The sequence below is a fragment of the Synechococcus lacustris Maggiore-St4-Slac genome (assembly GCF_024345595.1).
Classification (GTDB): Bacteria; Cyanobacteriota; Cyanobacteriia; order PCC-6307; family Cyanobiaceae; genus Synechococcus_D; species Synechococcus_D lacustris.
Genome location: NZ_JAGQBK010000014.1, coordinates 25,109 through 46,581 on the forward strand (window position 1 = coordinate 25,109; position 21,473 = coordinate 46,581).

The 21,473-nt window shown below is 43.9% G+C and carries 24 protein-coding genes; 7 read left to right on the forward strand and 17 right to left on the reverse strand.

The genetic code is table 11. The annotated features are described in order from the left end of the window. Positions 1 to 761 precede the first annotated feature (761 nt). The 3 genes from KBY68_RS09905 to KBY68_RS09915 all read right to left on the reverse strand — a co-directional run bounded on the left by KBY68_RS09905 (position 762) and on the right by KBY68_RS09915 (position 2,285). A complete protein-coding gene (locus KBY68_RS09905; RefSeq protein ID WP_255097014.1) occupies positions 762 to 1,310 on the reverse strand; it encodes a DDE-type integrase/transposase/recombinase in 549 nt (182 codons plus the stop codon). A 38-nt stretch (positions 1,311 to 1,348) separates the two neighbouring features. Further along, positions 1,349 to 1,885, reverse strand: coding sequence for a helix-turn-helix domain-containing protein (locus tag KBY68_RS09910; RefSeq protein WP_315855662.1), 537 nt, complete (start codon positions 1,883 to 1,885; stop codon positions 1,349 to 1,351). Between the two features lie 199 nt (positions 1,886 to 2,084). Beyond that, entirely contained in the window at positions 2,085 to 2,285 is a 201-nt protein-coding gene (locus KBY68_RS09915; RefSeq protein ID WP_255097015.1) for a transposase, read from the reverse strand. A gap of 1,204 nt (positions 2,286 to 3,489) precedes the next feature. On the opposite strand from KBY68_RS09915, the gene KBY68_RS09920 reads away from it, so the two are divergent. The 3 genes from KBY68_RS09920 to KBY68_RS09930 are packed head-to-tail and all read left to right on the forward strand — an operon-like array spanning position 3,490 to position 4,431. Next, the gene (locus tag KBY68_RS09920; RefSeq protein WP_255097016.1) at positions 3,490 to 3,696 is read left to right on the forward strand and encodes a transposase; all 207 of its coding nucleotides are present in this window, start codon (positions 3,490 to 3,492) and stop codon (positions 3,694 to 3,696) included. 32 nt (positions 3,697 to 3,728) lie between these two features. Beyond that, positions 3,729 to 3,929 carry a hypothetical protein gene (locus KBY68_RS09925; RefSeq protein ID WP_255097017.1) on the forward strand — a complete coding sequence of 67 codons (201 nt, stop codon included), beginning with the start codon at positions 3,729 to 3,731 and terminating at the stop codon, positions 3,927 to 3,929. Between the two features lie 25 nt (positions 3,930 to 3,954). After that, a complete protein-coding gene (locus KBY68_RS09930; RefSeq protein ID WP_390634987.1) occupies positions 3,955 to 4,431 on the forward strand; it encodes a transposase in 477 nt (158 codons plus the stop codon). A gap of 256 nt (positions 4,432 to 4,687) precedes the next feature. Here the strand turns inward: KBY68_RS09930 and KBY68_RS09935 are convergent, their stop codons facing one another. Beyond that, complete coding sequence (locus KBY68_RS09935; RefSeq protein WP_255097018.1) at positions 4,688 to 6,178, reverse strand: hypothetical protein; 1,491 nt, start codon at positions 6,176 to 6,178, stop codon at positions 4,688 to 4,690. Between the two features lie 300 nt (positions 6,179 to 6,478). Between KBY68_RS09935 and KBY68_RS09940 the strand changes: the two genes are divergently transcribed. Genes KBY68_RS09940 through KBY68_RS09955 form a run of 4 tightly spaced genes read left to right on the forward strand, consistent with a single transcriptional unit; the run spans position 6,479 to position 7,767 of the window. After that, complete coding sequence (locus tag KBY68_RS09940) at positions 6,479 to 6,619, forward strand: helix-turn-helix domain-containing protein (protein WP_255097039.1); 141 nt, start codon at positions 6,479 to 6,481, stop codon at positions 6,617 to 6,619. A 21-nt stretch (positions 6,620 to 6,640) separates the two neighbouring features. Further along, a complete protein-coding gene (locus tag KBY68_RS09945; RefSeq protein ID WP_255097019.1) occupies positions 6,641 to 6,940 on the forward strand; it encodes a hypothetical protein in 300 nt (99 codons plus the stop codon). 23 nt (positions 6,941 to 6,963) lie between these two features. Continuing rightward, entirely contained in the window at positions 6,964 to 7,446 is a 483-nt protein-coding gene (locus KBY68_RS09950) for a hypothetical protein (RefSeq protein WP_255097020.1), read from the forward strand. Positions 7,447 to 7,479: 33 nt separating this feature from the next. Further along, positions 7,480 to 7,767, forward strand: coding sequence for a hypothetical protein (locus KBY68_RS09955; protein WP_255097021.1), 288 nt, complete (start codon positions 7,480 to 7,482; stop codon positions 7,765 to 7,767). A 642-nt stretch (positions 7,768 to 8,409) separates the two neighbouring features. Here KBY68_RS09955 and KBY68_RS09960 read toward each other — a convergent pair. The 13 genes from KBY68_RS09960 to KBY68_RS10020 form a co-directional block, all read right to left on the reverse strand. After that, positions 8,410 to 9,546, reverse strand: coding sequence for a glycosyltransferase (locus KBY68_RS09960; protein WP_255097022.1), 1,137 nt, complete (start codon positions 9,544 to 9,546; stop codon positions 8,410 to 8,412). Beyond that, positions 9,539 to 10,507 carry a GDP-mannose 4,6-dehydratase gene (locus tag KBY68_RS09965; RefSeq protein ID WP_255097023.1) on the reverse strand — a complete coding sequence of 323 codons (969 nt, stop codon included), beginning with the start codon at positions 10,505 to 10,507 and terminating at the stop codon, positions 9,539 to 9,541. The genes KBY68_RS09960 and KBY68_RS09965 overlap by 8 nt, the downstream gene beginning before the upstream one ends. A 5-nt stretch (positions 10,508 to 10,512) precedes the next feature. Then, positions 10,513 to 11,748: a class I SAM-dependent methyltransferase gene (locus KBY68_RS09970; protein WP_255097026.1), complete on the reverse strand. Its 1,236-nt coding sequence runs from the start codon at positions 11,746 to 11,748 to the stop codon at positions 10,513 to 10,515. Positions 11,749 to 11,804: 56 nt separating this feature from the next. Further along, on the reverse strand, positions 11,805 to 12,311 hold the full coding sequence (locus KBY68_RS09975) for an acyltransferase (RefSeq protein ID WP_255097027.1): 507 nt from the start codon (positions 12,309 to 12,311) through the stop codon (positions 11,805 to 11,807). Between the two features lie 1,348 nt (positions 12,312 to 13,659). Next, on the reverse strand, positions 13,660 to 14,463 hold the full coding sequence (locus tag KBY68_RS09980; RefSeq protein WP_255097028.1) for an SDR family oxidoreductase: 804 nt from the start codon (positions 14,461 to 14,463) through the stop codon (positions 13,660 to 13,662). Then, positions 14,450 to 15,163 (reverse strand): acylneuraminate cytidylyltransferase family protein, encoded by a 714-nt coding sequence (locus tag KBY68_RS09985; RefSeq protein ID WP_255097029.1) that lies wholly within the window; start codon positions 15,161 to 15,163, stop codon positions 14,450 to 14,452. The genes KBY68_RS09980 and KBY68_RS09985 overlap by 14 nt, the downstream gene beginning before the upstream one ends. Then, a complete protein-coding gene (locus tag KBY68_RS09990; protein WP_255097030.1) occupies positions 15,163 to 16,203 on the reverse strand; it encodes a Gfo/Idh/MocA family protein in 1,041 nt (346 codons plus the stop codon). The genes KBY68_RS09985 and KBY68_RS09990 overlap by 1 nt, the downstream gene beginning before the upstream one ends. Continuing rightward, positions 16,196 to 16,924: a HisA/HisF-related TIM barrel protein gene (locus tag KBY68_RS09995; RefSeq protein ID WP_255097031.1), complete on the reverse strand. Its 729-nt coding sequence runs from the start codon at positions 16,922 to 16,924 to the stop codon at positions 16,196 to 16,198. Before KBY68_RS09995 ends, KBY68_RS09990 begins: the two co-directional genes overlap by 8 nt. A 94-nt stretch (positions 16,925 to 17,018) precedes the next feature. Beyond that, positions 17,019 to 17,645: an imidazole glycerol phosphate synthase subunit HisH gene (hisH, locus tag KBY68_RS10000; protein ID WP_255097032.1), complete on the reverse strand. Its 627-nt coding sequence runs from the start codon at positions 17,643 to 17,645 to the stop codon at positions 17,019 to 17,021. Then, positions 17,642 to 18,772, reverse strand: a complete 1,131-nt coding sequence (locus tag KBY68_RS10005) for an N-acetyl sugar amidotransferase (protein WP_255097033.1) — start codon at positions 18,770 to 18,772, stop codon at positions 17,642 to 17,644. Before KBY68_RS10005 ends, hisH begins: the two co-directional genes overlap by 4 nt. Further along, positions 18,769 to 19,845, reverse strand: a complete 1,077-nt coding sequence (locus KBY68_RS10010) for a nucleotidyltransferase family protein (RefSeq protein WP_255097034.1) — start codon at positions 19,843 to 19,845, stop codon at positions 18,769 to 18,771. Before KBY68_RS10010 ends, KBY68_RS10005 begins: the two co-directional genes overlap by 4 nt. 9 nt (positions 19,846 to 19,854) lie before the next feature. After that, positions 19,855 to 21,048: a UDP-N-acetylglucosamine 2-epimerase gene (gene neuC, locus KBY68_RS10015; RefSeq protein WP_255097035.1), complete on the reverse strand. Its 1,194-nt coding sequence runs from the start codon at positions 21,046 to 21,048 to the stop codon at positions 19,855 to 19,857. Continuing rightward, positions 21,045 to 21,473 (reverse strand): N-acetylneuraminate synthase family protein (locus KBY68_RS10020; RefSeq protein WP_255097036.1); only part of this gene is annotated, 429 nt, incomplete at its 5' end. The genes neuC and KBY68_RS10020, both read right to left, overlap by 4 nt.

Sequence of the window (21,473 nt, forward strand, 5' to 3'; positions counted from 1 at the left end):
TGAACGAGAGGTGACTAGGGGATCGATAGCATCATGATTCTGCTGCAGATAGTCGAGCTGTCGTCTTATGGCGCCTTTTGTCTTCCTATAGCGTGTTTTCTTCTGTTTGGCGGCATTGAGGAAAGCAATACGTATTTTACTACGATTGTAAAGTGACTTCTATTTACGAAAATCTGAGCATTGAAAGCACAGATCATCAATGATCCGTTAGGTCGGTTACCTCGCCCCGTTTAGCCGCTTCAGATCAGTCGGATAGGTGATGCCTGCTGACGTGCAAGATGCATTGATGTATAGTGTTAGAAAAATCTTGACCTCTAGCCAATCTGAAGGCTTTATGAAGTCATCAAGTGAAATCTGTTTGCCTGAATCGGCATCTGGATCATCAGAGTCGTCGCCGGTAACTGCCAGGAAAGATGACGTCTCTGCCGCCGATTAGGCGGCCAGTGCCAACGTAGCTGTTTGAGCGACGAAATCATCAGTTGGCGGGTTGATCCACACCACTTCTGGTTGCCGCCAGCAGCGTGGGGCCCCAGTCCACCGCCGGGGATGGCGTTGACGGGCCTGTTCATAGACGTGAGCACGGTGGCGGCAGATCTCAATAGCCTCACCGCAATGGCGCTGTTGAGGCGTCACAAACTACTGCTTCGCAGAAGCCTGAGGGCTAGATGCCGCTGTGGCGGTGCTGGTGGTTATACCAGTCCACAATTGAGGAAACCCATTAGCAGGCTTCCTCCTTGCTGCTGAATGGCCGGCTGGGGTAATCAGGCTGGTATATAACGTTGCGGAACAACGATTCCGAGTAGGGATTGTCGTTGCTCACCCTCGGGCAGGAGAAGGATCTCAAGACTCCGAGTTCCTCCAGTCGCACCTCCAGCGTCGCAGCACGCAATCGCTGCGCGGAAGCCTGCGGCTAGTGCATTGCCGTTATCGGCATGCAAGATCAGCGGCTGTTTGTGATGGCGGCTGATCAGTTCCTTGAGGCAGGCCCGGCTCACCAGCTCAGCAGCAAGTTTGGCGTCCTCGCATTCCTCCACATCCCAGGCCACCACCTTGCGGCTCCAGACGTCGATCACCAGGTAGAGATACAGCCAGATCCCTTTGACACTGGTGGGGAGATAGGAAATGTCCCAACTCCATACCTGGTTTGGACCTGTAGCCCTAAGCCGAGGCACCGGCCTTGGTTCCTGCGGTAGCCGTGCTCGGCCAGGATTGGCACGATCTGGCCTGGCGGCAAGGAGGCGTATTGGGGCTCGTTGCAGGTGAGCAGGATCCTTTGGCGTTCCTCCTCGCTGAGGGGGGGGCAAGTTCACTAGCGCGGGCACCAGCAGCAATCCCTTCCTCAAGGATCTCAAGGGCCTTCTGGCGATCGTCCGGGGTCGTCAGTCCTCCCCGTCCTCTCCCCAGAAGGCCTGGATTTTTTTGCGGCAATCAACAGTGCTGCCGCCTCCGCCAGGGCTTTTTCCTTACGGCGCAGATCCTGTTTTAGCTGCTTAATTTCCCTCTGATCCTGCTGGTGTCGCTTCTCTAGGTGCCGCTGCTCCGCCATGGTCAGCACCGCATTGTAATTGGCATCCTGGGCCGTCTGCCGCCAGCGGTCTACCTGTTCCTGGAACAGGCCCCGCTCCCTGCAGTAGGCACTGAGCTCTGTGGCATTGAACCCAGCGCTCTCGAGCACCACCGTGAACTTGTCGGCAGCAGTCCAGCCCTCTGGGTCTTTCTCCGATGCCGGTACCACCTCCCCCTGCAACCGCCAGCTCTTCCTCCAGTTGTAGAGGGTGGCCTGGTGAATCCCCAGTGCCTGGGAAATCTGAGCCACGCTCTGCCTATGGGGCGGGCTCATCCTTCTCCTCACATCAGATTGAACAGCCTCGCTGTATCGACGCATTGATCTGCTCCATCAAGCCCCCAGCTGGTTCAAATGGAGAGGCGTCATCTTTCCTGGCAGAGGGGGCGCATGGGGGTAACGCCACAGATTCGAGCCCCAAGGCTTTCCTTCCTTCGGCAATAAGTTCATGGATCTGATTGAGATCCATCTCCGAGAATCTCTAACGGAAATGAACCATTATCTATGGGAAAATGGTTATTTACTGGAATATCCGGCAAATCCAAGAAAAAAATTGCATCCAATTATTTTTTCTGATCTGCTCGACGGTCTCCTCCTCGGTTAACCCAAGCCGCTGTTTGATAAACAGCGCACCAAATGCCAGCATTACAGGCTTTGCAGGAGCACCAGTAGTGGGGCTTAACTGAGGGGCATATATTTTTTCTAACTCTTCCCATGGCATCAGGGAGGAGAAAATTACCCAGACTTTATCACAGTATCACGTGCCGCCAAAAGGCATATGGTACTCCTCGATTGTGAGCTGTCCGTTAAGGTATTTACGTTACATCTGCACTGCTCAGCAGTTGCAGCAATCGCCAATTGTTCTGATCTAGGCAAGTTTACCCTCTTTCAATCGCTAACACAAGCTGCGCTTTAATCGATCTGGCTTTTTCATTGGTCTCAATTTAGAACTATTGATTATCGTGAAGAAATTCATCGCCTTAGTGATTCCACAAGAGACTGATTCGTTAAAAAGGTATTCGAGCTTTATGATGTTATATTAAGAATATTAAGCGCTAGATTTGTAACTTTTGGAATGAAGAGATTAACTAAGCGACGGACATGAAGGTGCTGTCTTAACGGCAGGTAACAAAAGTAACTGTTCTGGAAAATTAAAGCTTATTGTTTCCTCACTCTTCAGTCGCTATTTGAGTACTTGCAAGATAGCCATAGTGCTTTGTGAAAAGTAGCTATTACAATTTTCGAATTACATTTACTGATTCAGCAGTGCTATCCTTTTCGATGCTGTGATAGAGATATTTTAGCGGGAAAGTTTTTGATTAATTTTATGTGCTATCTTCAAGTAAAGCGGTAGGATGAAACTCTCTCAGTTCTGAATCGACTCCTGATGGCTGATTCTTTGTGCCTTGAATTTCTTTGGATAAGTAAAGTTAAGAATGCGTGCAATAAATTTCTTATGAAATTTAGGGCACCTCGAAAAATTCAACTACGAGCGCTAACCAGCCGACGAGACTCATGTGCTGTTCAGGCCCCGCCCCTTGCGCTTATTTGGATTACGGCAATTTTCGTGGTGCCCTTTATTGACTTCATAAGTTTGTACTGAGCTTTTGCCCATGGATTTAGCTAGCTGCACAGTATTTTAGAATATGGTTTAGGATTTTCAAGAAGCAGAGCCATGATTTTTTACTCCTATATATACCGTTTAGAGTTTAAAATATTAAGTCTAACATTATGGCACCTCGGAAAATCGTAAGACTGTTTGATAGCGTCCGGACTTGATTTATACTATGACATAAAAATTGCATGTTTTCAATGGGCCAGCAGGGTTTCTGGGAGGAAAAATAAAGAGTTGCAAAGCTCAAAAAAAAGAAGCCTATTTTTTCAGCGTCTTGCTGAATTGATTCCATGGGAATCAATTCAGCCCTTTGCTTGATAAAGGCTACAGCCGAGAGATCAAAAGCAAAGCTGAACGCAAGAGAATTGACCCACTGATTCTTTTCAACATGCTTGTGCTCCAGCAGCTATTCAATTTGAGTGATGAAGAGATCGAATTCCAAGTAAACGACCGTAGCTCCTTTGAGGAGTTTGTTGGCCTTGTTGTGATGAATATTTTCCTGATGCCACAACTGTAGCTTGCTTCAGGGAACACCTACGCAGGGCTGCCGTGATCGAAGAGCTCTTTGAGATCATTGAGGGATACCTTAGAGATCAGGGCCTCGTAGCCCGTGGTGGTCAAATCATTGATGCCAATCTTGTTCCTGTCCCAAAACTGCGTAACACTCGAGAAAAAACAAAGGCATCAAGTCTGATGGAATGCCAAATGGAAGGGAATAAAACCAAAATCGACACCTGCAGAAGGATTTAGATCTACGCTAGGTGAAAAAGAGGGAATTAATCACTATGGCTATAAAAACAGTATCTGTATCGATGCTGAACATGGTTTCATCAGGCGCTTTGCCGTGACATCAGCCAATCTTCGTGACAGTCAGATGCTTCTAATGCTATTAAATCCTGAAAATCAAGATTATTATGACTGGGCTGCCTCTGCATACTCAGGACAGTGCTTTGAAGATTTACTGCGCCTTGGTGGCTTTGAAAGTCGTATCCATGAAAAGGGCTCGCGCAATCATCCTCTTAGCGACGAAGCCAAAGAGCGGAATTTCGTTAAATCGGCAATTTGGGCTTGTATTGAACCTGACTTTGGCTGCATGACAACCTCAATGGGTGGTAAGTTGACACGAAAGATTGGGCTTGAAAGGAATAAGGCTTGGTGGGGTCTAAAAAATCTGATATTCAATTTCTTGCGATATCTCCAGCGCTCAAATAACGCCCTGGCTATTGCTTCAGCAGTATCCAATACGAATTGATCGGCCGACTAAATACATTACTGGTGCACTTATAAGCTGCTTTCATGATGCCGACAGGCATTTTTTAAGAAGAGCGGAGGCTGGGGGATAACTTACTTTTTGAGGTGCCGTTTAGTTGTTATAGCACAGATTATTTTTATCATTAATGATTTGTTTTAGAGTATTATAAAGGCTTATGCCGTCATTCTAAGCCAAGAGTGCAATGCTCTGTAATTATTGAATGGATCCTTGGCAAGTATTATAATAGATTAAAATTTTACTGAGGAAGGTTTCTGATAGCACTTAGCAATGAAACAGGCGAATCAGCAAATAGGGCTTCGCCCGACGATAAGAATTCTGGAAAACTGGTTAATGCCATTCCAGATACAAAAATTGTTGGAACTTTCATTGCAGATGCATCAAAAAAGGTCGCGGACCACTCTGTTATATTGCAGCTGCAAATTTTAAGTAATGCATAAAGTGGAAGCGTTGAGGAATGATAAATCTCTGTGTTATTAAGGCTAGCTATTTCACTTTTGATTTTATCAAGCTTGCTTATAAGCGTCGGATGGTATCGAATAAGCCAAAAAATGTCAAGATGTGAACCTTTTATTGCTTCTATTATTATCTGCGGGATTTCCTCCGCAAGGCTAACGATAACAGTGTGGCGATACTTCTGTGTCAATGAAAGAAGGAAGTTGATTTCTTCATCACAAGAAAATAGCTCATTGAAAGAAGTGGTAAGCGCATAATTTGCAAATGGAATTCCGATAATTCTTACCTTGTCGGATTTGTATGTATTGAGGTAAATATACCAATCTATAATAGAATCAGCATCGACTTTGGACCAGCACCAATAATCAGAGGGAAGCAATTCATAACCAGCTAAGGGTATTTTACTCCAACAAGAGTATGCGCGGTGATTATTCGCACCAGCCATACCGTGTTGTATGTCAACAAAGGGTATTCCTGCTCGATTACATGCCCAGGCTAAAGCCATGCCATCTACATCGTACCATCCAACCTTTATAACTTTATTTAGCCTATACTTAGATATCAAGTGTTTATATAGCTCTCTTTGTACTCGAAGTGTCAGATATGTAAAAATTATATTTCTGGTTTTTAATGCTGATCCATCAAGTGAGTTTGATACGCACCAAGCATAAGCATTCGAAATTTCAGGATTAAGTCTTACTGTCAAAACAAATATGGGCACCAAGACCCATCCCAGCAAAGCTGAAAGCCAATAGTAATGTGTAATATCTACAAAAGGTCGGAATGGAGTCCTCGAACCAAGAAGACATCTCTCAAAATGGATACATTTATCTTCCTCAATAATGCCAGTCTCAATTAAAGAGTCGGAATAACGATTATAGTATCCTTTGTCTGTATGCACTCTGTCTACGTCAAAACCAAATATTCCAGTAGTCAATTTGGTTGAGCTAGATATAACAGGATATGATGAGTTGTTAAAAGCAGAAGCAAAACGAATAAGAAATGAAAAATAGAATTTTAGGCTGTTTACTTTGCGTACAATACTTGCTAACCTGCTTTGATATTTTGATTTCTTGTATAAGAATGTTTTCTCAGCATTTATTGTATTTAATTTATTTACCCAAGCCGTTGATAGACTTATTCTAATATAGGGCCATATTCGCAATCCAAGGATCTTCCATTCGTCAACATTAAAGTTTTCCTCTAATTTGAGAATGTTTTTTAGTTCCTGATTTTGGATATTCAAAAAATTAAGAGCAAGAGAAGTACGCAAAGTTTTTTGTTTTAAGCTGGTTTATGTTATTATCTATATGTTTAAATATTCCCATGGGTTTATAGATTTGATTTTTAGCAAATACATTTTTCGAAAAATTTTTGCGACATTACTTCTCTGTAATAAATTTTATGATTTATACTTATACTCAAATTACATTTTTTTTTGGATGCAGAAAAATGCGGATCCCCCGGTTTCAGGAAGGATATCACCCTTCTGATCAGTTCATCCGGGGTCTTGAGGACATGACCAATGCGCCGATACAGCGAGGCGGCCGTTAAGGCTGATGCGAGGAGGCGGATGCACCCGCCATACAGGCAGAGCGTGGCCCGGATTTCAGAGGAGCTGGGCATCCACGTGGTGACCCTCTACAAATGGAGGAAGACATGGCGGTTGCAGGGAGAGGTGATGCCGTCATCCGAGAGGGAACCAGAGGGTTAGAGCCCTGCCGACAAGTTCACGGTGGTGCTAGAGAGCGCTGGCCTCAACGCCACCGAGCTCAGCGCCTACTGCCGCGAGCGGGGTCTTTTCCCGGAGCAGGTGAGCCGCTGGCGGCAGGCGGCCCAGGATGCCAACGCCAAGCCTGTGCTGACGATGGCCGAACAGAAGGAGGTTGAGAAGCTCCGCGCCCAGGACCAGCGGGAGATCAAGGCCCTCAGAAAGGAGTTGCAGCGCAAGGAGAAGGCCATGGCGGAAATGGCGGCTTTGCTGGTGCTGCAAAAAAAGTGGGATGCCTTCTGTTCGGAGGACGAGGAAGGCTGACCAGCGCCGTGCACCGGCGGAAGGTGATCGAGTTAATCGGCGAGGCCAATGCTGCGGGCGCCGGCCTGTTGAGGGCCTGCGGTGTGATCGGCATTTGCCTGCGCACCCTCAAACACTGGCGGAAGGCCTTCCTGGGTGATGGGGACGGTAAGGACCGCCGTAAAGGCAGTGCTCGCCTGGTGGGTCACCGGCTGAGCGAGGAAGAGCGCCAGCGGATCCTGTTGACCTGCAACCAGCCGGAGTACGCCGCGCTGCCGCCGGGGCAGATTGTTCCGGCACTGGCCGATCAAAAGCTTTTTATTGGCTCAGAGAGCAGCTTCTATCGGGTGTTGCACCAGGCGGGTCAGTGCCACCGCCGGGGGAGGGCCAGGCTGCCTCAGGAGCCGCGCTCGGTGCCGCGCCTTAGGGCGGATGGCCCAGACCAAGTTTGGAGCTGGGACATCAGCTTCCTGCCGACCACGGTGCGGGGTGTGTGGCTCTACCTCTATTTGGTGGTCGACGTCTAGAGCCGCAAAGTGGTGGCCTGGGATGTGGCGGAGGTGGAGTCGGCTCAGATTGCAGCGGATCTGGTGCAGCGTGCGTGCCTCAAGGAGCGCTACCACCGCCCCAGCGGCTTTGGCAGCCGCCAGTGCCAGCAGCAGCCACTGATCCTCCACGCCGACAACGGCAATGCCCTAGCCGCAGGCTTCCGCGCAGCGATTGCGTGGGGCGACGCTGGAATCACGGCTGGAGGAGATGGGCGTGCTCAGATCTGTTTCCCGGCCGAGGGTCTCCAACGACAACCCGTACTAGGAATCCCTGTTCCGTACGGTCAAATACCGGCCTGATTACCCGAGCCGGTCCTTTGCCAGCAAGGGCGAGGCCTGCGAATGGGCGTGTGCATTTGTGGATTGGTACAACCACTGGCACCACCACAGCGCGATCAAATTCGTGACGCCCCACCAGCGTCACAGTGGAGCAGCCAAGGCCATTTGCCAGCAGCGAGCCGAGGTTTCCGAGGCCGCCAGCCAGCCAATCCAACGCGCTGGAGCCGGAGCACCCGCTGCTGGCGTCAACCCGAAGAAGTGTGGATTAACAAGCCACCGGAGGAGCACGAACTGGCCCTGGAGTTAACGTTGATGAGGGCCGCCTGAGTTGCAGCCCAGGAGTGCCATCTCTCCTGAAAGTCACCGGATTGGGGGTCTGTCATTGCAGTTTTTGCCTTATGTTTTTGTTTATATTAAAGAAGCCGAGGATGTTTCTTTTGTTTGCTTCAAACTAGCTACGTCTCAACCTATGCTTAAAAGTTAGCTGCCAGCCAAAGTAATTCTGCTACGGCTTAGTATCGTTATGCATAAAATGGCAAAAACAAGACATTCTTAATGATTGCAACGAACGCCGTAAGCATTGCCAGGTAATATGACTCGAATATCAGAGATTGGGAGTCAAGCTTAATGCGTAAGCTAATTTTTAGCTTAGAGGAATGATATTCATAGAATAGAATTCTTGCCTAGGCATGTGTCAATTTGGACCCAAAAACTTCTAGCTTTAATAAGAGCATCAGCCCTGTGCTTACCTTGATTAGCAATTGCGAGTCTTTCGTCTTCCGAATCTAGATAATGAGATATAAGAGATATTGCATTTTCACAAGATTCAAATGCAATAAAATGAATACCTGGTGTAAAATAGCGGCGAACACATGGAACATCTTGGGCAATGAGTAGAGATCCGCTGGCAAGAACCTCTAGATAGCGATATATAAGGTGAGGCACATGATTCCAGTCAGCACAGACTTGAATTGCTTGATCAGATGTTGTAACAACAATATCTGAGAATGTTAAGCAACTCCAGTATTCTAGATCAGAGATTCTCGCCGAACCCATTGTCCGCCCTCTTAATTCAAAATCAACTCCAAGCAATTTTAATCCTTCCCTAATTGTGTGCAATTTTGTAGTTCTTGGTTCATAGAGTGAACCTGTAAACATAGCTTTAGGTGGCTTATTTTTATTCTTTTTAAGCATTAGTTGGTCAAGCATTGACGATGTTTTTACCGAAAAGGGCATTAAGCTTGGACCAACTAGTCGATTATGCGGAAAAATTGCTTGAACCCTACTTGGAGCCATAAAGCAAACAACAACACCTCTACTTGCCGAAACAACTGCTGCTTGGGTACGCCAGGATCTTACAGCTAGATCAGTTAGTAAAACAATAGGAATAATTCCTCGCTTATGTAGAAAGATTGCAATTCTTATGCTTTGCCAAACGGGAAGCCAGAAAGATGTTTTGGGATTACCAGTTCTTGGGTCAAACAAATAATGTGTTATTCTTTTTTTTTCGAATATATTAGATATTTGCTGGATGTAGCCAGTCTTTTGATGTACTACCAAGCGGTGCACGTTGTTAGCGCCTAAGTATTCACAAGCTGATTGATATAGCTCTTTTAATTCAATTGAGTCCCATCCTCTTGTTCCTGCTTCGATGCAAAGTTGGGCATCTGTAGATAATGGTGGATTTGATTTGGAATGACATTGGCTAGCTGATAGACAAGTTAGAATTAATTTGGTTAAAAAATAGGGAAAGAAACAGAGCCTTGGGAGAATTTGTTGCCGATATATATTATTATGCATTTTGCTTGATAACCTCTAGGTGATCATTGATTAGCTGAATGACAAAATCAAAAAAATTCATGGATGGTTTCCATCCAGTTGCTGATCTAAGCTTAAAAGAGTTTCCAATTTTAGAAGCAGGCTTTCTTGTTAAAATATTAGGATTTTCTATAACATGAACAAGAGGGTCAAGACCAAAGTAATTAAAGACTATTTTTACGAATTCATTTACCAAAGCTGACTTTCCACTTGAAACAATGAAATCAGTCGGATAATCTAGTAAAAGAATTTTTTGGAAGGCTAGAACATAATCTTTTGCGTAGCCCCAATCAACGTGTGCTGATAGATTGCCAATCTCTAGGGATTCTGCAGAGCCCTGCGAGATACGATATGCAGTCTGAATTATTTTGGTGGAAAGAAAGCCGGGAGGACGAAGGTGCGATTCATGGTTGTACAGAATACCAACAGATACAAATAGATTATATTTTCTTCTGAATTCTTTGCAAAGCCACATGCCTTGTGCTTTAGTTATACCATAAAACTCCTGGGGAGTTAATGATGTATTTTCGTCCTGAATTTCTCCATTCTCTCCGCTAAAAACCAGTGATGATGACGCATAAAAGATTCTGGTAGCTAGAGATTTATCCACAATTGAAGACATAAAGTTGACTAATCCTTCAACATGGACCTGATTTGCATATTTAAACTGTTCATGCAAAGGAAGGTTTTCTTTGCATGACTCAGAAGATGCATGGTATGCGGCTAAATAATAAATTTCATTTGGCCTAAATATTTCAACAATAGAATAAACATCATGCGGGTCAAGAATATTAATAGCGGATAAATTAGTAAGGCCAATAGGAAAAATGCATGACGAACTACCAATTCCTATTATTTCGTCACCGCGCTTTTTGAGATCATCAAGAAGGAGCGAGCCATCCTGTCCATTATGTCCAACGATAATAACCCTCTTTTGAGCCATAATATTTATACAATCTCAATTTCAGGCATCGGAAATATTAACTTACCACCTAATGCTAGATACTCTTCTTCACGTTTTATAATGTTATCGCGAAAATGCCAAGGTAAAACCAATAAATAGTCAGGCCTCATCGCCTTGACTTCTGCCTCGGATAGTATAGGTATATTAGTTCCCGGAGTAAAAGCGCCGAACTTATCTGGGTTAACTTCGGCAATACAAGGAATATCCTTTGATGTTAGCCCACAAAACTGTAACAATACATTTCCTTTGGTTGATGCACCATAGCCCATTACAGTCTTTCCATCAGAATTTAAGTTACGGATTAATCGTAATAGATTTTCACGGTGTTCGAATACACGCTCCTCAAACTGGCGAAAAGGCCTTGGAGTATGTAGGCCAATCCTGTCTTCTTGCCCTAGCATCCAGTTGATTACGGCATCATTAGTTTTTAAGCATGATTCTTTGCGCGCTGCAGTAACAGCAAAACTCCCTCCATTAATTGAATTCATTTGTACATCTATGATCTTCATGCCACAATTGTTAAGCAGTTTCTTTACAACACCAAGAGAGTAGTATTCTAGATGCTCATGGCAGACAGTGTCATATGCATTCATCCGCAACATCGTAGGCATGTAGCTTTGTTCAAAGTGCCAAATTCCATCGTCATCCAGAATTTCACAAATATCATTTACAAAACTAGCTGGAGACTCAAGATCGTAAAACATAGATATCGAAGTTATGATTTTAGCAAGCTTTGACGAAAATTCTTTTCTATAAACTGATGAAGAGAAGAAATCAGGAATTAACAACATATCATCTGTATAGAATTCATGAAATTTTTTGCCGGTCGGGTCAATACCTACGCGCAATAAGCCTGGTTGCTTGTAGGCCTTGAGCAAGGTAGCATCGTTACTTCCAATATCAATAACTACGTCACCATTATCTACTGAACGTAAACAGACAAGATGGTTAACTTTTTGATGAAGGTGCCTCACCATTGATTGATTCAAGCCAGACCGATAGCCATAATTAATGCCATACATTTCAGATAAGTTGAATGTATGTTGGAGTTGGAGTAAGCCACTATCGGGGCACCATACCAACCTTAGCGGACCAGATGTAATATCCTCGTGTATGTTTTTGGGAAAAACACCGGTGAGGGCTTGATCTCCCAAGTCCAAAACTGTAAGTAGATTGGTGCTACCACTTACTCGACATTCTTTTATTTTATGGTAATTCATTTGGGAAAGTGTAAAAATGAGAGGGGATTAGCTGTGATCAGAATAAGTAAGTTATCTCATGCCATATTTCTTGTATCTCCAATAATGCTAGCTGGAATACCAGCGACGACAGAAAAACTTGGAACGTCTTTTGTCACAACTGCTCCAGCCGCTACAATACAATTGTCACCAATTGTTACATTGCCTATCACAATACATCCCGAAGCTATCCATGTACCGCTGCCTATATGTATGTCACATCCAGATTCAGGCACTTCGGTTTCGCCTCCACCCCAGCTAGTACCATTGATAATAGCATCTAAGCCGGCACGATAGCCATATAAGAATTTATGCTTTCCAGTGAGAACCATAACATTCTGTCCGAATATTGTATAATCTCCAACAGTGACTGATCCGCTAGATATGTTGAATAGAGTATTAGAAAGGGCGACTTTTTTGCCTACTTTTAATGTTCCGCTAGTTCCAATTGTATAAGATGTCTCGTAAAAATAGTAAAGCATGAATGAAAAAATCGGGCGCATAAATGGCCTAAGCTTGATTTTTATTAATGATGCAATTGACATGATTGGGCAAATCTCTTTTCGGAAACAAGGATAATTAAATGACTTATAAAAAATGTTTGGCTATAGCCAATCTTCAATACGTTAAGTCCCAAATCATGCAGTCGATGCAAGCAAACCTCCGCGCAATGCATTATAATGATGTTATGAACTACGGAGGGCTGCATTTGGCCATTGCTTATGCGCATACTGATGCAAGCCGACTTAATTCATCAGAAGCGATAAAGTCGTCTTTACTTTCGGCGGCATCCAATCCACCACGATTTCCCCAGCTTACCAATCAGTTTAAATGGTGGTCTGGCTTTACCTCTAGCTTGTTGTTGATAATTTAAGAACACGTTGGTTATTAGAATGTGGCTCAAGTTAAATCAGCTAAGTTAACAGCTGATCTCGTAAGTAGGGTCTGCCTAAATGATCGTATTAGCCTCCGCGCACCCAGCAATTAATCCTCGATGCCGATTATGATGTAATGATTTAATAGTTAAGCTGAAAGTTCGCTTTAGAAGAGCTTGTCATGCTTAGATTGTACTCAGAGTCAAGAGATTCAGATAAGAATTAATGCTCTTAAAAGTTAATACCCGGGTATCAACATTAGTTTGAATACCCTAAAAAAACAAATCAGCTATGAAAACAAGGCCAGCCAACGCTCAACGCTAAATTTTAATTATTACAAATAGCAATAACGCCATAGCTCTATAAAGTTTAATATGACTCAGCAAAGCCATTGCGGGAAGGACCTACGTATTTACAATGAAGGAGGAATTGATTATGAAGAAATAAGGCTGGAAATTTCAAAGAGCCGATGCAGTATAATGTGGCTCACAAGATAGCCTAACTTGGTAAGCATTAATGAATAATTAAAGACTCTGGAAATAAGCAGCTTTTGCTTACTAGTGCTGGAGGCATAAAAGCTTTCAAAAGGTGACATTTTTCTTGGCTGTTATCGATGCTTGTGCGTTGGCAGGATTAGCAGCCTATTGAGTCAATTAGATTACTTCTCATGGATAATAAAAACTTAGTATTTTCTACTCTACATTATTGATGCTAAAGATCTAAATTCTAGGCTACGGCTAGAAATTGATGATGAGGAAAAGCTTAATCAGCTGAATTAGTCGCTCTTGCCAGCCCAAGATTTTCAGACTAAAAGACTAAATGCTGCTAAATAAGCTTAAATATCAAGGATTGCCATTTTGCAATTAGAGTCGTTACCAAACAAATTCATTGCTATGTCACCTCCTCAGCAGGCCATTTCTAACTGTGCATATTTACCATCTAAACGGGATTGCTACAGCTTAGCAATATGAAAATCAAACGCATACTAACAGTATAATTTTTATATAGTCATATAGCCCTACCATGAGCTCAAACCACCATCCACAACCAAATTCTGCCCAGTCATATACATAGACATATCACTTCCCAAAAAAGCAACGGCACCACAGAAATCCTCTTCGATTGCCATGCGTCCCAAAGGTGTCTTTGCTATGTAGCGCTGCTGGAAGGATTCTGGCTGTCCACGAGAAATACCACCTGGTGATATCGCATTAACTCTTACTTCTGGGGCAATTGTAGTTGCCAACCACCTTGTAAATTGAAGCAGCCCGCCCTTGGAAGCAGAATATGCAGCTGGGTTGCTCATAGTGGTCCCCTCATATAAGCTCCACTCTGGGCCAGATAAACCGTAAATCGATGCAATGTTTATAATACTAGGACCCTCAGATCGCCGTAACAACGGAACTAAGCCTTGGCAAAGATCAAATATTGCAGTTAAGTTAACCTCAAATGCACGTCGCCATGTTTCTACAGTTTGTTGCTCAAAAGGCACACTCCAACCCGGAAGGTCTGATGTGCCTACAAACGCTGCATTGTTAATAAGTATGTTGAGAGATTTAGTTCTTTCCTTCACCTGAGAAATCAATTTAGCCCGCTGTACTTGCTGCTCTAGATCACAAGGTATAAAATCAACATTAACTTTGAATCGCTCTATAAGACTAGAGATTAAGCCTGATATTTCGGTATTTGGTAGATCAACTAGGATAAGATCAGCGCCCAATTCAGCCAATGTAGACGCCATAACTCTTCCCAACCCACCTGCTGCACCAGTTATCAAAGCAGTTCGTCCATTTAGATTAATTAGCTTCTCAATTGTTGACATTATCCTCACTCTGCAAATGCATCAGATGTTCAGCAATCTGAAAATCTAATAAGGTGTCAATGTCAATTGCTCGCACGGTTGGCACGTGTAAAGATCTGACATGACCTTCAAAAGTTGATTCATGGCTCATCACAAACTCTGGCTTTACTACATAGCATACCGTGGCCATATCAAAAACAATAGGAGTATCTTGGCGACGGGCTATGGCTTTTTGAGGTGGGTTAACTAGCCCTACTGAGCCGTCTGCATTCTTTTTAACCATATTAAAATAGGGACTACGATGAGGATCTGTAACTGTAATAACAATGTCGGCATCGTGATTTTCGTACTCGTTAAGGCAGTTCTCAATATCCTGAGGAAGCCTTAAAGGAGCTGTGGCGGGGACTGACACCATCACATCAGGCAATTCGCCAGTTGTTTCACGCAGATAATTAAGCGCATGGCGCCAGGCCAACCACTCGGGGCTGTGATCGTCTGCCAGCTCAGCTGGCCGCATAAAAGGCACTTCCGCGCCATATTCCAGTGCTACTGCAGCAATTTCTGAGCAATCAGTGGAAACTAATACACGCGATATTCGATCAACAGCTTGTGCATGTTCAATGGACCATGCAATTAGGGGCTTGCCTCCAAATAAACGAATGTTCTTACCTGGCAACCCCTTAGAGCCACCACGAGCAAAAATAATCGCAACTACATTCATTATGAAATACTCATTATTGGAATACTGCTCACATTACAAGATTGTCCCCCGGCAGCATCTGAGATACGCGCTGCCTCAATTATTTCTAATACTTTTAAACCATCCTCACCTGTAACAACCAGTTTTTTATGTTGTACTATACATTCCATAAAGTTTTTCCATTCCGCTAGATAGCTCTCGTCGCGATGATGCAAATAACTAAACAGCTCGAGCCACTCATTTGATCCTGCTGGGTAAAACGAAACGTCTCCATTCAGGCCATTCCACCTCAAAGTTCCTTTTTCGCCAATGGCTGTACAGATTCGTGTTGTGTCATGGCGAATAAAATCTAAATTGACTTGAGCTATCAATTGACGCTTGTTAGCTTTTGGCTGAAATCCTAGGGTTAGATGTGCTGAATCTTCAACATTAATTTCAAGCTCACTCTGCTGGCTGAGAGTCGCTTTTACCCATTCCACCTCACCGAATATCCAGCGCAAGTAATCAAGCTCGTGGCTGAGCTCAAGTAAAACACCGCCTCCCATTTCACTACGGGCAGATACACTTGCTCGATAATCAGTATCTGGTCTCCACGTTGGCAAATACTGGCCTATCTCACAGCGAACGGATAAAATGTTTCCAATAATACGCTCACCTAGCAAATCTCTGTAGCGCTGAAGAGATGGAAGAAACCTGAGGTTGTAGCCGGTTAGCAATGCTAAGTCCTTATCCCTGCAGGTTTCAAGTAAACGTGCCACACCACTAAACGAGTTTGATAACGGCTTTTCTACAAGAAGGTGCACGCCATTCTCAGCCAAAGATTGAGACGTAGCAACATGAAATGATGCAGGGCTAGCAATAACAGCTATTTGAGGCTTGAAAGCGACAGCCTCATCTAGATTGGTAAAACTACCATTTGAGTATTCAGGCACTTCATTTTTGTTCTGATGACGTAAAACCCTAATATCCGCATAAGGCATCAAGCCTCTTGCTAGGCGCAAATGGCGCTTGCCAATGCTGCCAAGGCCAACAATCAGAACGCGATCAATCAACTTAACCACTAATCATCTCGGCTAATGGATATTTTGGCAACAATTTAATATCCCAAAGTGGAAGATCTATCCCGCCAGATATAAGTGATTGCCGTGCCTGCTTTAAGCCATCACCAAGAAAATTAAATAAATTTGCTGTGGCAACAGCATCAACGCGAGAATCAGAAAGGCCGGTGAGAAGATGGCTTGAATTACCAGCGCCACCTGCCAAAATAACTGGCTTGGTTAAATTAAAAGGCAATAGATCAAGCAAACCAAAATCAAAGCCCTGTCCAGTGCCATCTTGATCCATTGAATTAAGATAAAGCTCCCCAACATCTGCGTGTAATACATTATCAATCCAGCTTGCAGCAGAACCTTCTATGCAACTGGCACCAGATTCAGTCCAAGCTTTATATGATCCATCTTTCGCAGCTTTGATATCAATGGAAGCTACTAAACATTGTTTTCCAAACTCGCTTGCCAAATGGCTAATAAAAGCACTGTTACTGTACAGAGCAGAATTAATAACCACTTTATCTGCACCTGAACGCAGCAAGTTACGCGCTGATTCAATAGTGTTAACACCGCCACCTGCTGATATAGGCGCGAAGCAACCCCTAGTAATTTGCTTTAGCGCATTGCAAAATTTGATTGGATCTTTTTCACCACGCGTTACATCAAGAACAATCAACTCATCTATTGAATATGATATATGCGAAAAATCATAATTTGTCTGCAGCCACTTCATATCCCCAACTTTCTGCAGCCGAAAGTTGCGGCTTAGCATAAACTGACCATTACTAAAAAGTAGCGTAAATATAATTCGTTTCTTTAGCATTAGGCTATTGCGCTAAAAAGTTTTTCAACAGAAGCAATCCATTTGTTTGGCTTTTTTCTGGATGAAACTGTGTTGCAAAAATATTATCTTGTTCATAGGATGCCAAAAAAATTTCGCCATAATTACAGGTTGCCGAGGTCCCACTTAGTCCATTTGGTAGCATACGATAAGAATGAACGAAATAAAAATCTGCGGCTTGAGGCAATCCCTTGAAAAGGTGAGCTCCTGGATGACTGTGAACTAAATTAAAACCAACATGAGGAATTTTAAAAATATCTATATTTTGCTTAGAAAATTTATCCACTCCATTTGAAATTAACCCGAGGCCTGATGTAAACCCATCTTCCGTACTATTGGTACCCAATAATTGCATTCCCAAGCAAATTCCTAAGATTTTTCTGCCATTTATTTTTACCGCATGAACAATAGCCTGATCTAAATTATTTTTTTTTAGTGCACACATTGCTTTTCTGAATGATCCAACGCCAGGGAGTATAAGTGAATCTGCAATCTGGATTTCTCCAGGATCATTGCTGATTTCTGGATTACAGCCTAAATATTGCAAAGCACTTAAAATAGACCATAAATTGCCCTTGCCATAATCAATTATTGTTACATTTTGCCTTTTCATTTAATTATAAACTTAGCAACCCATCGGCCATCAATCTTTTCAAATAGATCTTGATTGGCATAGCTATCAAGCACTTTATCAAATTCAGATTGTGTCATTTGGTAATAATCTAGGTATAAAGGGATAAATTCTTCAGGGTAATGGCCATCGTATAGGCGAACAAGATTTACTGCTTGCTCCCTATTCATTGCACCACGCCTTACTTCAATGCAAGCATCTTGATTGGCTCGACCAAATCCAAACTTTAAATACATTAAATATGTATGCAATGCATATAGTGCTTGATCATTTTGTGAAAAGTTGGTGAAGGTGCCGACATTTGAATCCTCAGCTTCTTTAAGACCGCAATGTTCTTTTGCTATCAAATAATTACGATACGGATCCCAATTTTCGAAATAGGACCAATGAGTAAGTTGAATATTATGTTTATTTAGTTCAGAGTCGTCCGGAAAATTAAAGAAGTTAAGTTGGCTCGCTGTTAAGCCTGAGGCACTTATGACCCTTTCATAGCCTCCTTCAAGATAAACTTTTTTTTGATAATGCACATCGTATATTGCGTTTTTTGATGTTTCGGCAGATCCTCCATACTCAACTTCACCATCTTCACCATAGAAGATTAAATTAACGCTAAACGCCGTAGCCATACGTATAACTGCTGTATGTATAGAAATTAACCATCCATAATAAGGGAAACCCATCTCAATAAAGCCAGTTTTATTCAATATTCGCATCGCATCATGATCAGGATTAACAGAAATATGGTTATAGCCACTGACGATAAATGCTCGCAAGTTGTGATCTCCCAATGGTAGTGTTAATGCCGGTGTTATGGTTATGCAGAGTGGGTTCATGCCATACTTATGCTTAAGATTGTAAGCAACATATGATCCATCCTTCCCTCCACTACAGGGAACCATGCAATCAAATGAACCATCATTTTTGCGGTGCTTATCTAAAAGGCTTTCAAGCTGAACTTGCCGTTCATCCCAATTTAGGTTCCTTTTCTTTTCAGCCCATACACAGGCATTGCACCAACCTCTCTCATCAAATGTGATGCGAGGTCTGGTAGACATGGTTATACAATTTGTGCACCAATTTAAATTATTCAAAGCAGAATTGGCTTTCATTTGGAGATCTCCAGTAAATTGTTGCTCTTATTTGCAGCAAGTAGATCATCTGGCCGTCCCACATCAAGCCAGGGCTCATGCATGGGATAAGCGACGGTGCGTTGATTCTTGTTTTGTATTCTTTCAAACAAAGTAGGCATATCACAATGTTCGTGAGCAGTTAAAACACTCAATGCTACCGGATCAAGTGCATAAATACCAGCATTTATATGGCTGCGCGCAATCGGCTTTTCCTCAAAACCCACAATCTCAACCCCGTTGGTTTGAACCACCCCAAATGGATGTTGCCATTCATGAATACGCACAGCCATAGTAGAAGCTGCGCCATGCCGGGCATGAAAATCAAGCAATTCACCATAGCGAATATCAGTAATTACATCACCATTGGTAACTATAAATGGTGCTTCTGGTATTGGATCAAGCAAACTTAATGCGCCGGCTGTACCCAAAGGGATTTTTTCCCGTATATAATCTATTTTAACTCCTAGGCTCTTACCGTCGCCAAAGTGCGATTCAATCATCTCTCCGAGGTAATGAATGGCCATTACAAAATGATTAAATCCCTCTAACTTTGCCCGCTCAATAATATGCTCTAGCATTGGCTTACCTGCCACATGAAGAAGGGGTTTTGGGCAGATTTCGGTATATGGAAGAAGGCGCTTGCCCATACCACCAGCCATAATCACCATAATGTTAGGCCGTTTGGGGCGCACAGTTATTTCATCCCACAGATGCAATCCAACGATATGATGTTGATCATCCACAATTGGTATCTGCTGAATCTTATTGGCTAGCATTAGTTGGATCACCAAATCACGTTTCATCTCTTGCGGCACAACCAATGCCTTCCGGCGAATGATACTTGTGATTGAGCTATTTAGATCAAGCCCTTTTAAGATGCCGCGGCGTATATCGCCATCAGAAAGTGTTCCTTCTATCACCCCAGCTTCAGTTGCTACCAAAACAATCCTGAATGAAGTTTCATTAAGATTATGTATGGCTTGTCCTATTGTTGCATTGGGTAGCAATAATGCTTGCCGCCAGTTTAGTTCAATTTTAGCAGTATTTTCCATGATATTTAACTATTCTGTTGGTGGAACTTCTATTTGACAAGCATAGAATGCTTTCTTTAGCAGATCTGTAAACTCAATTGCTTCCAGCTTAGCCACAATTGCCTCACTAGCACCGCCTTCGCCGTAGGGATTAAGAAAAGGCTGCTGAAGCTGCTGTTTAAACCTTGGGCTTAGGGCAAGTTTTATAGATGTTGCAATAACATCTGATTGGGGCAGACAATCGATCACACTTTCTGCCTTGAGACGGCCACGCTGGCGATTACCAATATTGATCGTTGGCTTCCTAAAGCTAGGAACTTCTGCCAGGCCACTGGAGGAATTACCCACCACCCCATCCACATGCTGAATACAAGAGAGGTAGCGCAGCTGGCCTAAGGAAGTGAATGCACAGGCATGGGGCCTATCATGAACAAAGGTCTCAATCATCTGAAACAACACCCTGCCATCGGTGTCTGCGTTTGGCATGGTAAAAATCAGATGCACATCAGGGAACTGATCAAGGGCTGTAAATAGCTCGGCCATCTGCTCAGCACTGCTGCCCTTCTCTAGGGTAACAGGATGAAAAGTGATCAGCAGGCTATGCTTTCCAAGCTTGAAATTGAGTGATTCTTCAAGTTGCTGCTGATTTAGCAGATTAAGACGCTTGATATTGTCGATTCCCAGCCCGCCTACACAGAAGACCCGCTCAGGCTGTTCCCCAAGCTGAATTACCCGCTGCCTATATTCCTCGGCAGCAACGAAGTGCAGATGTGCCATCTTAGTAATCGAGTGGCGGATAGCGTCGTCGAAGGCACCTTCTGTGAGCTCACCACCATGCAGGTGGGCAATTGGAATCCTTGCGATCATTGCTGCCTGGGCAGCCACCATGATTTCGTAGCGATCACCCAGCACAAGCAACAGATCTGGCTGTAACTCAGCAAGGGCATCGGCAAATCCAATCAAGCCCATCCCCATGCTTTTGGTGATACCCACAGCTGTGTCTGAACTGAGCAACATCTCCATCCGCCAGTCAATCGGGTAGCCATCAGCTTCGATCTGCTGCACCGTGAGGCCAAACTCCGCTGACAGGTGCATACCGGTAGCAACCAGCTGCAACTGAAACTGCTTAGATTTATGGATGCCATCAATCACCCAGCGCAGTAAGCCGTAGTCAGCGCGGGTGCCTGTGACTATGCAGATTTTGCGAAGCGCTGAACCGCTCATAGCTCGATCAACTCATCAGGGGCAAAGTCTCGAGGTGAGGGTTGTCCAATTAGCTCATCCCAGCGCATCGGTGAAATGCCGGTTCCAGGGCGCTTGGCGGTGATATTTGTAGCTGAAAACAACTCACCAATACTGATCGCTCGAACTGCTACCAGTGATTTACGCACTATGGGCAGGTTAGCAGCTTCACTAGCAGTTGGTTGTTTGATGCCATTTCCTAGGGCCTGCTCGATGTTGCGTATGGCACGCACCATAGCTGCAAATTCTTTGGGCTCAAGGCTGGCCTTGTGGTCTGGACCAGGCAGATTTTGATCAAGGGTGATGTGTTTCTCAATCACTGTGGCCCCAAGGGCGACTGCGGCAATTGGCACCTCAATACCTGCGGTGTGATCGGAATAACCCACCGCCACGCCAAAAGCTTGGCC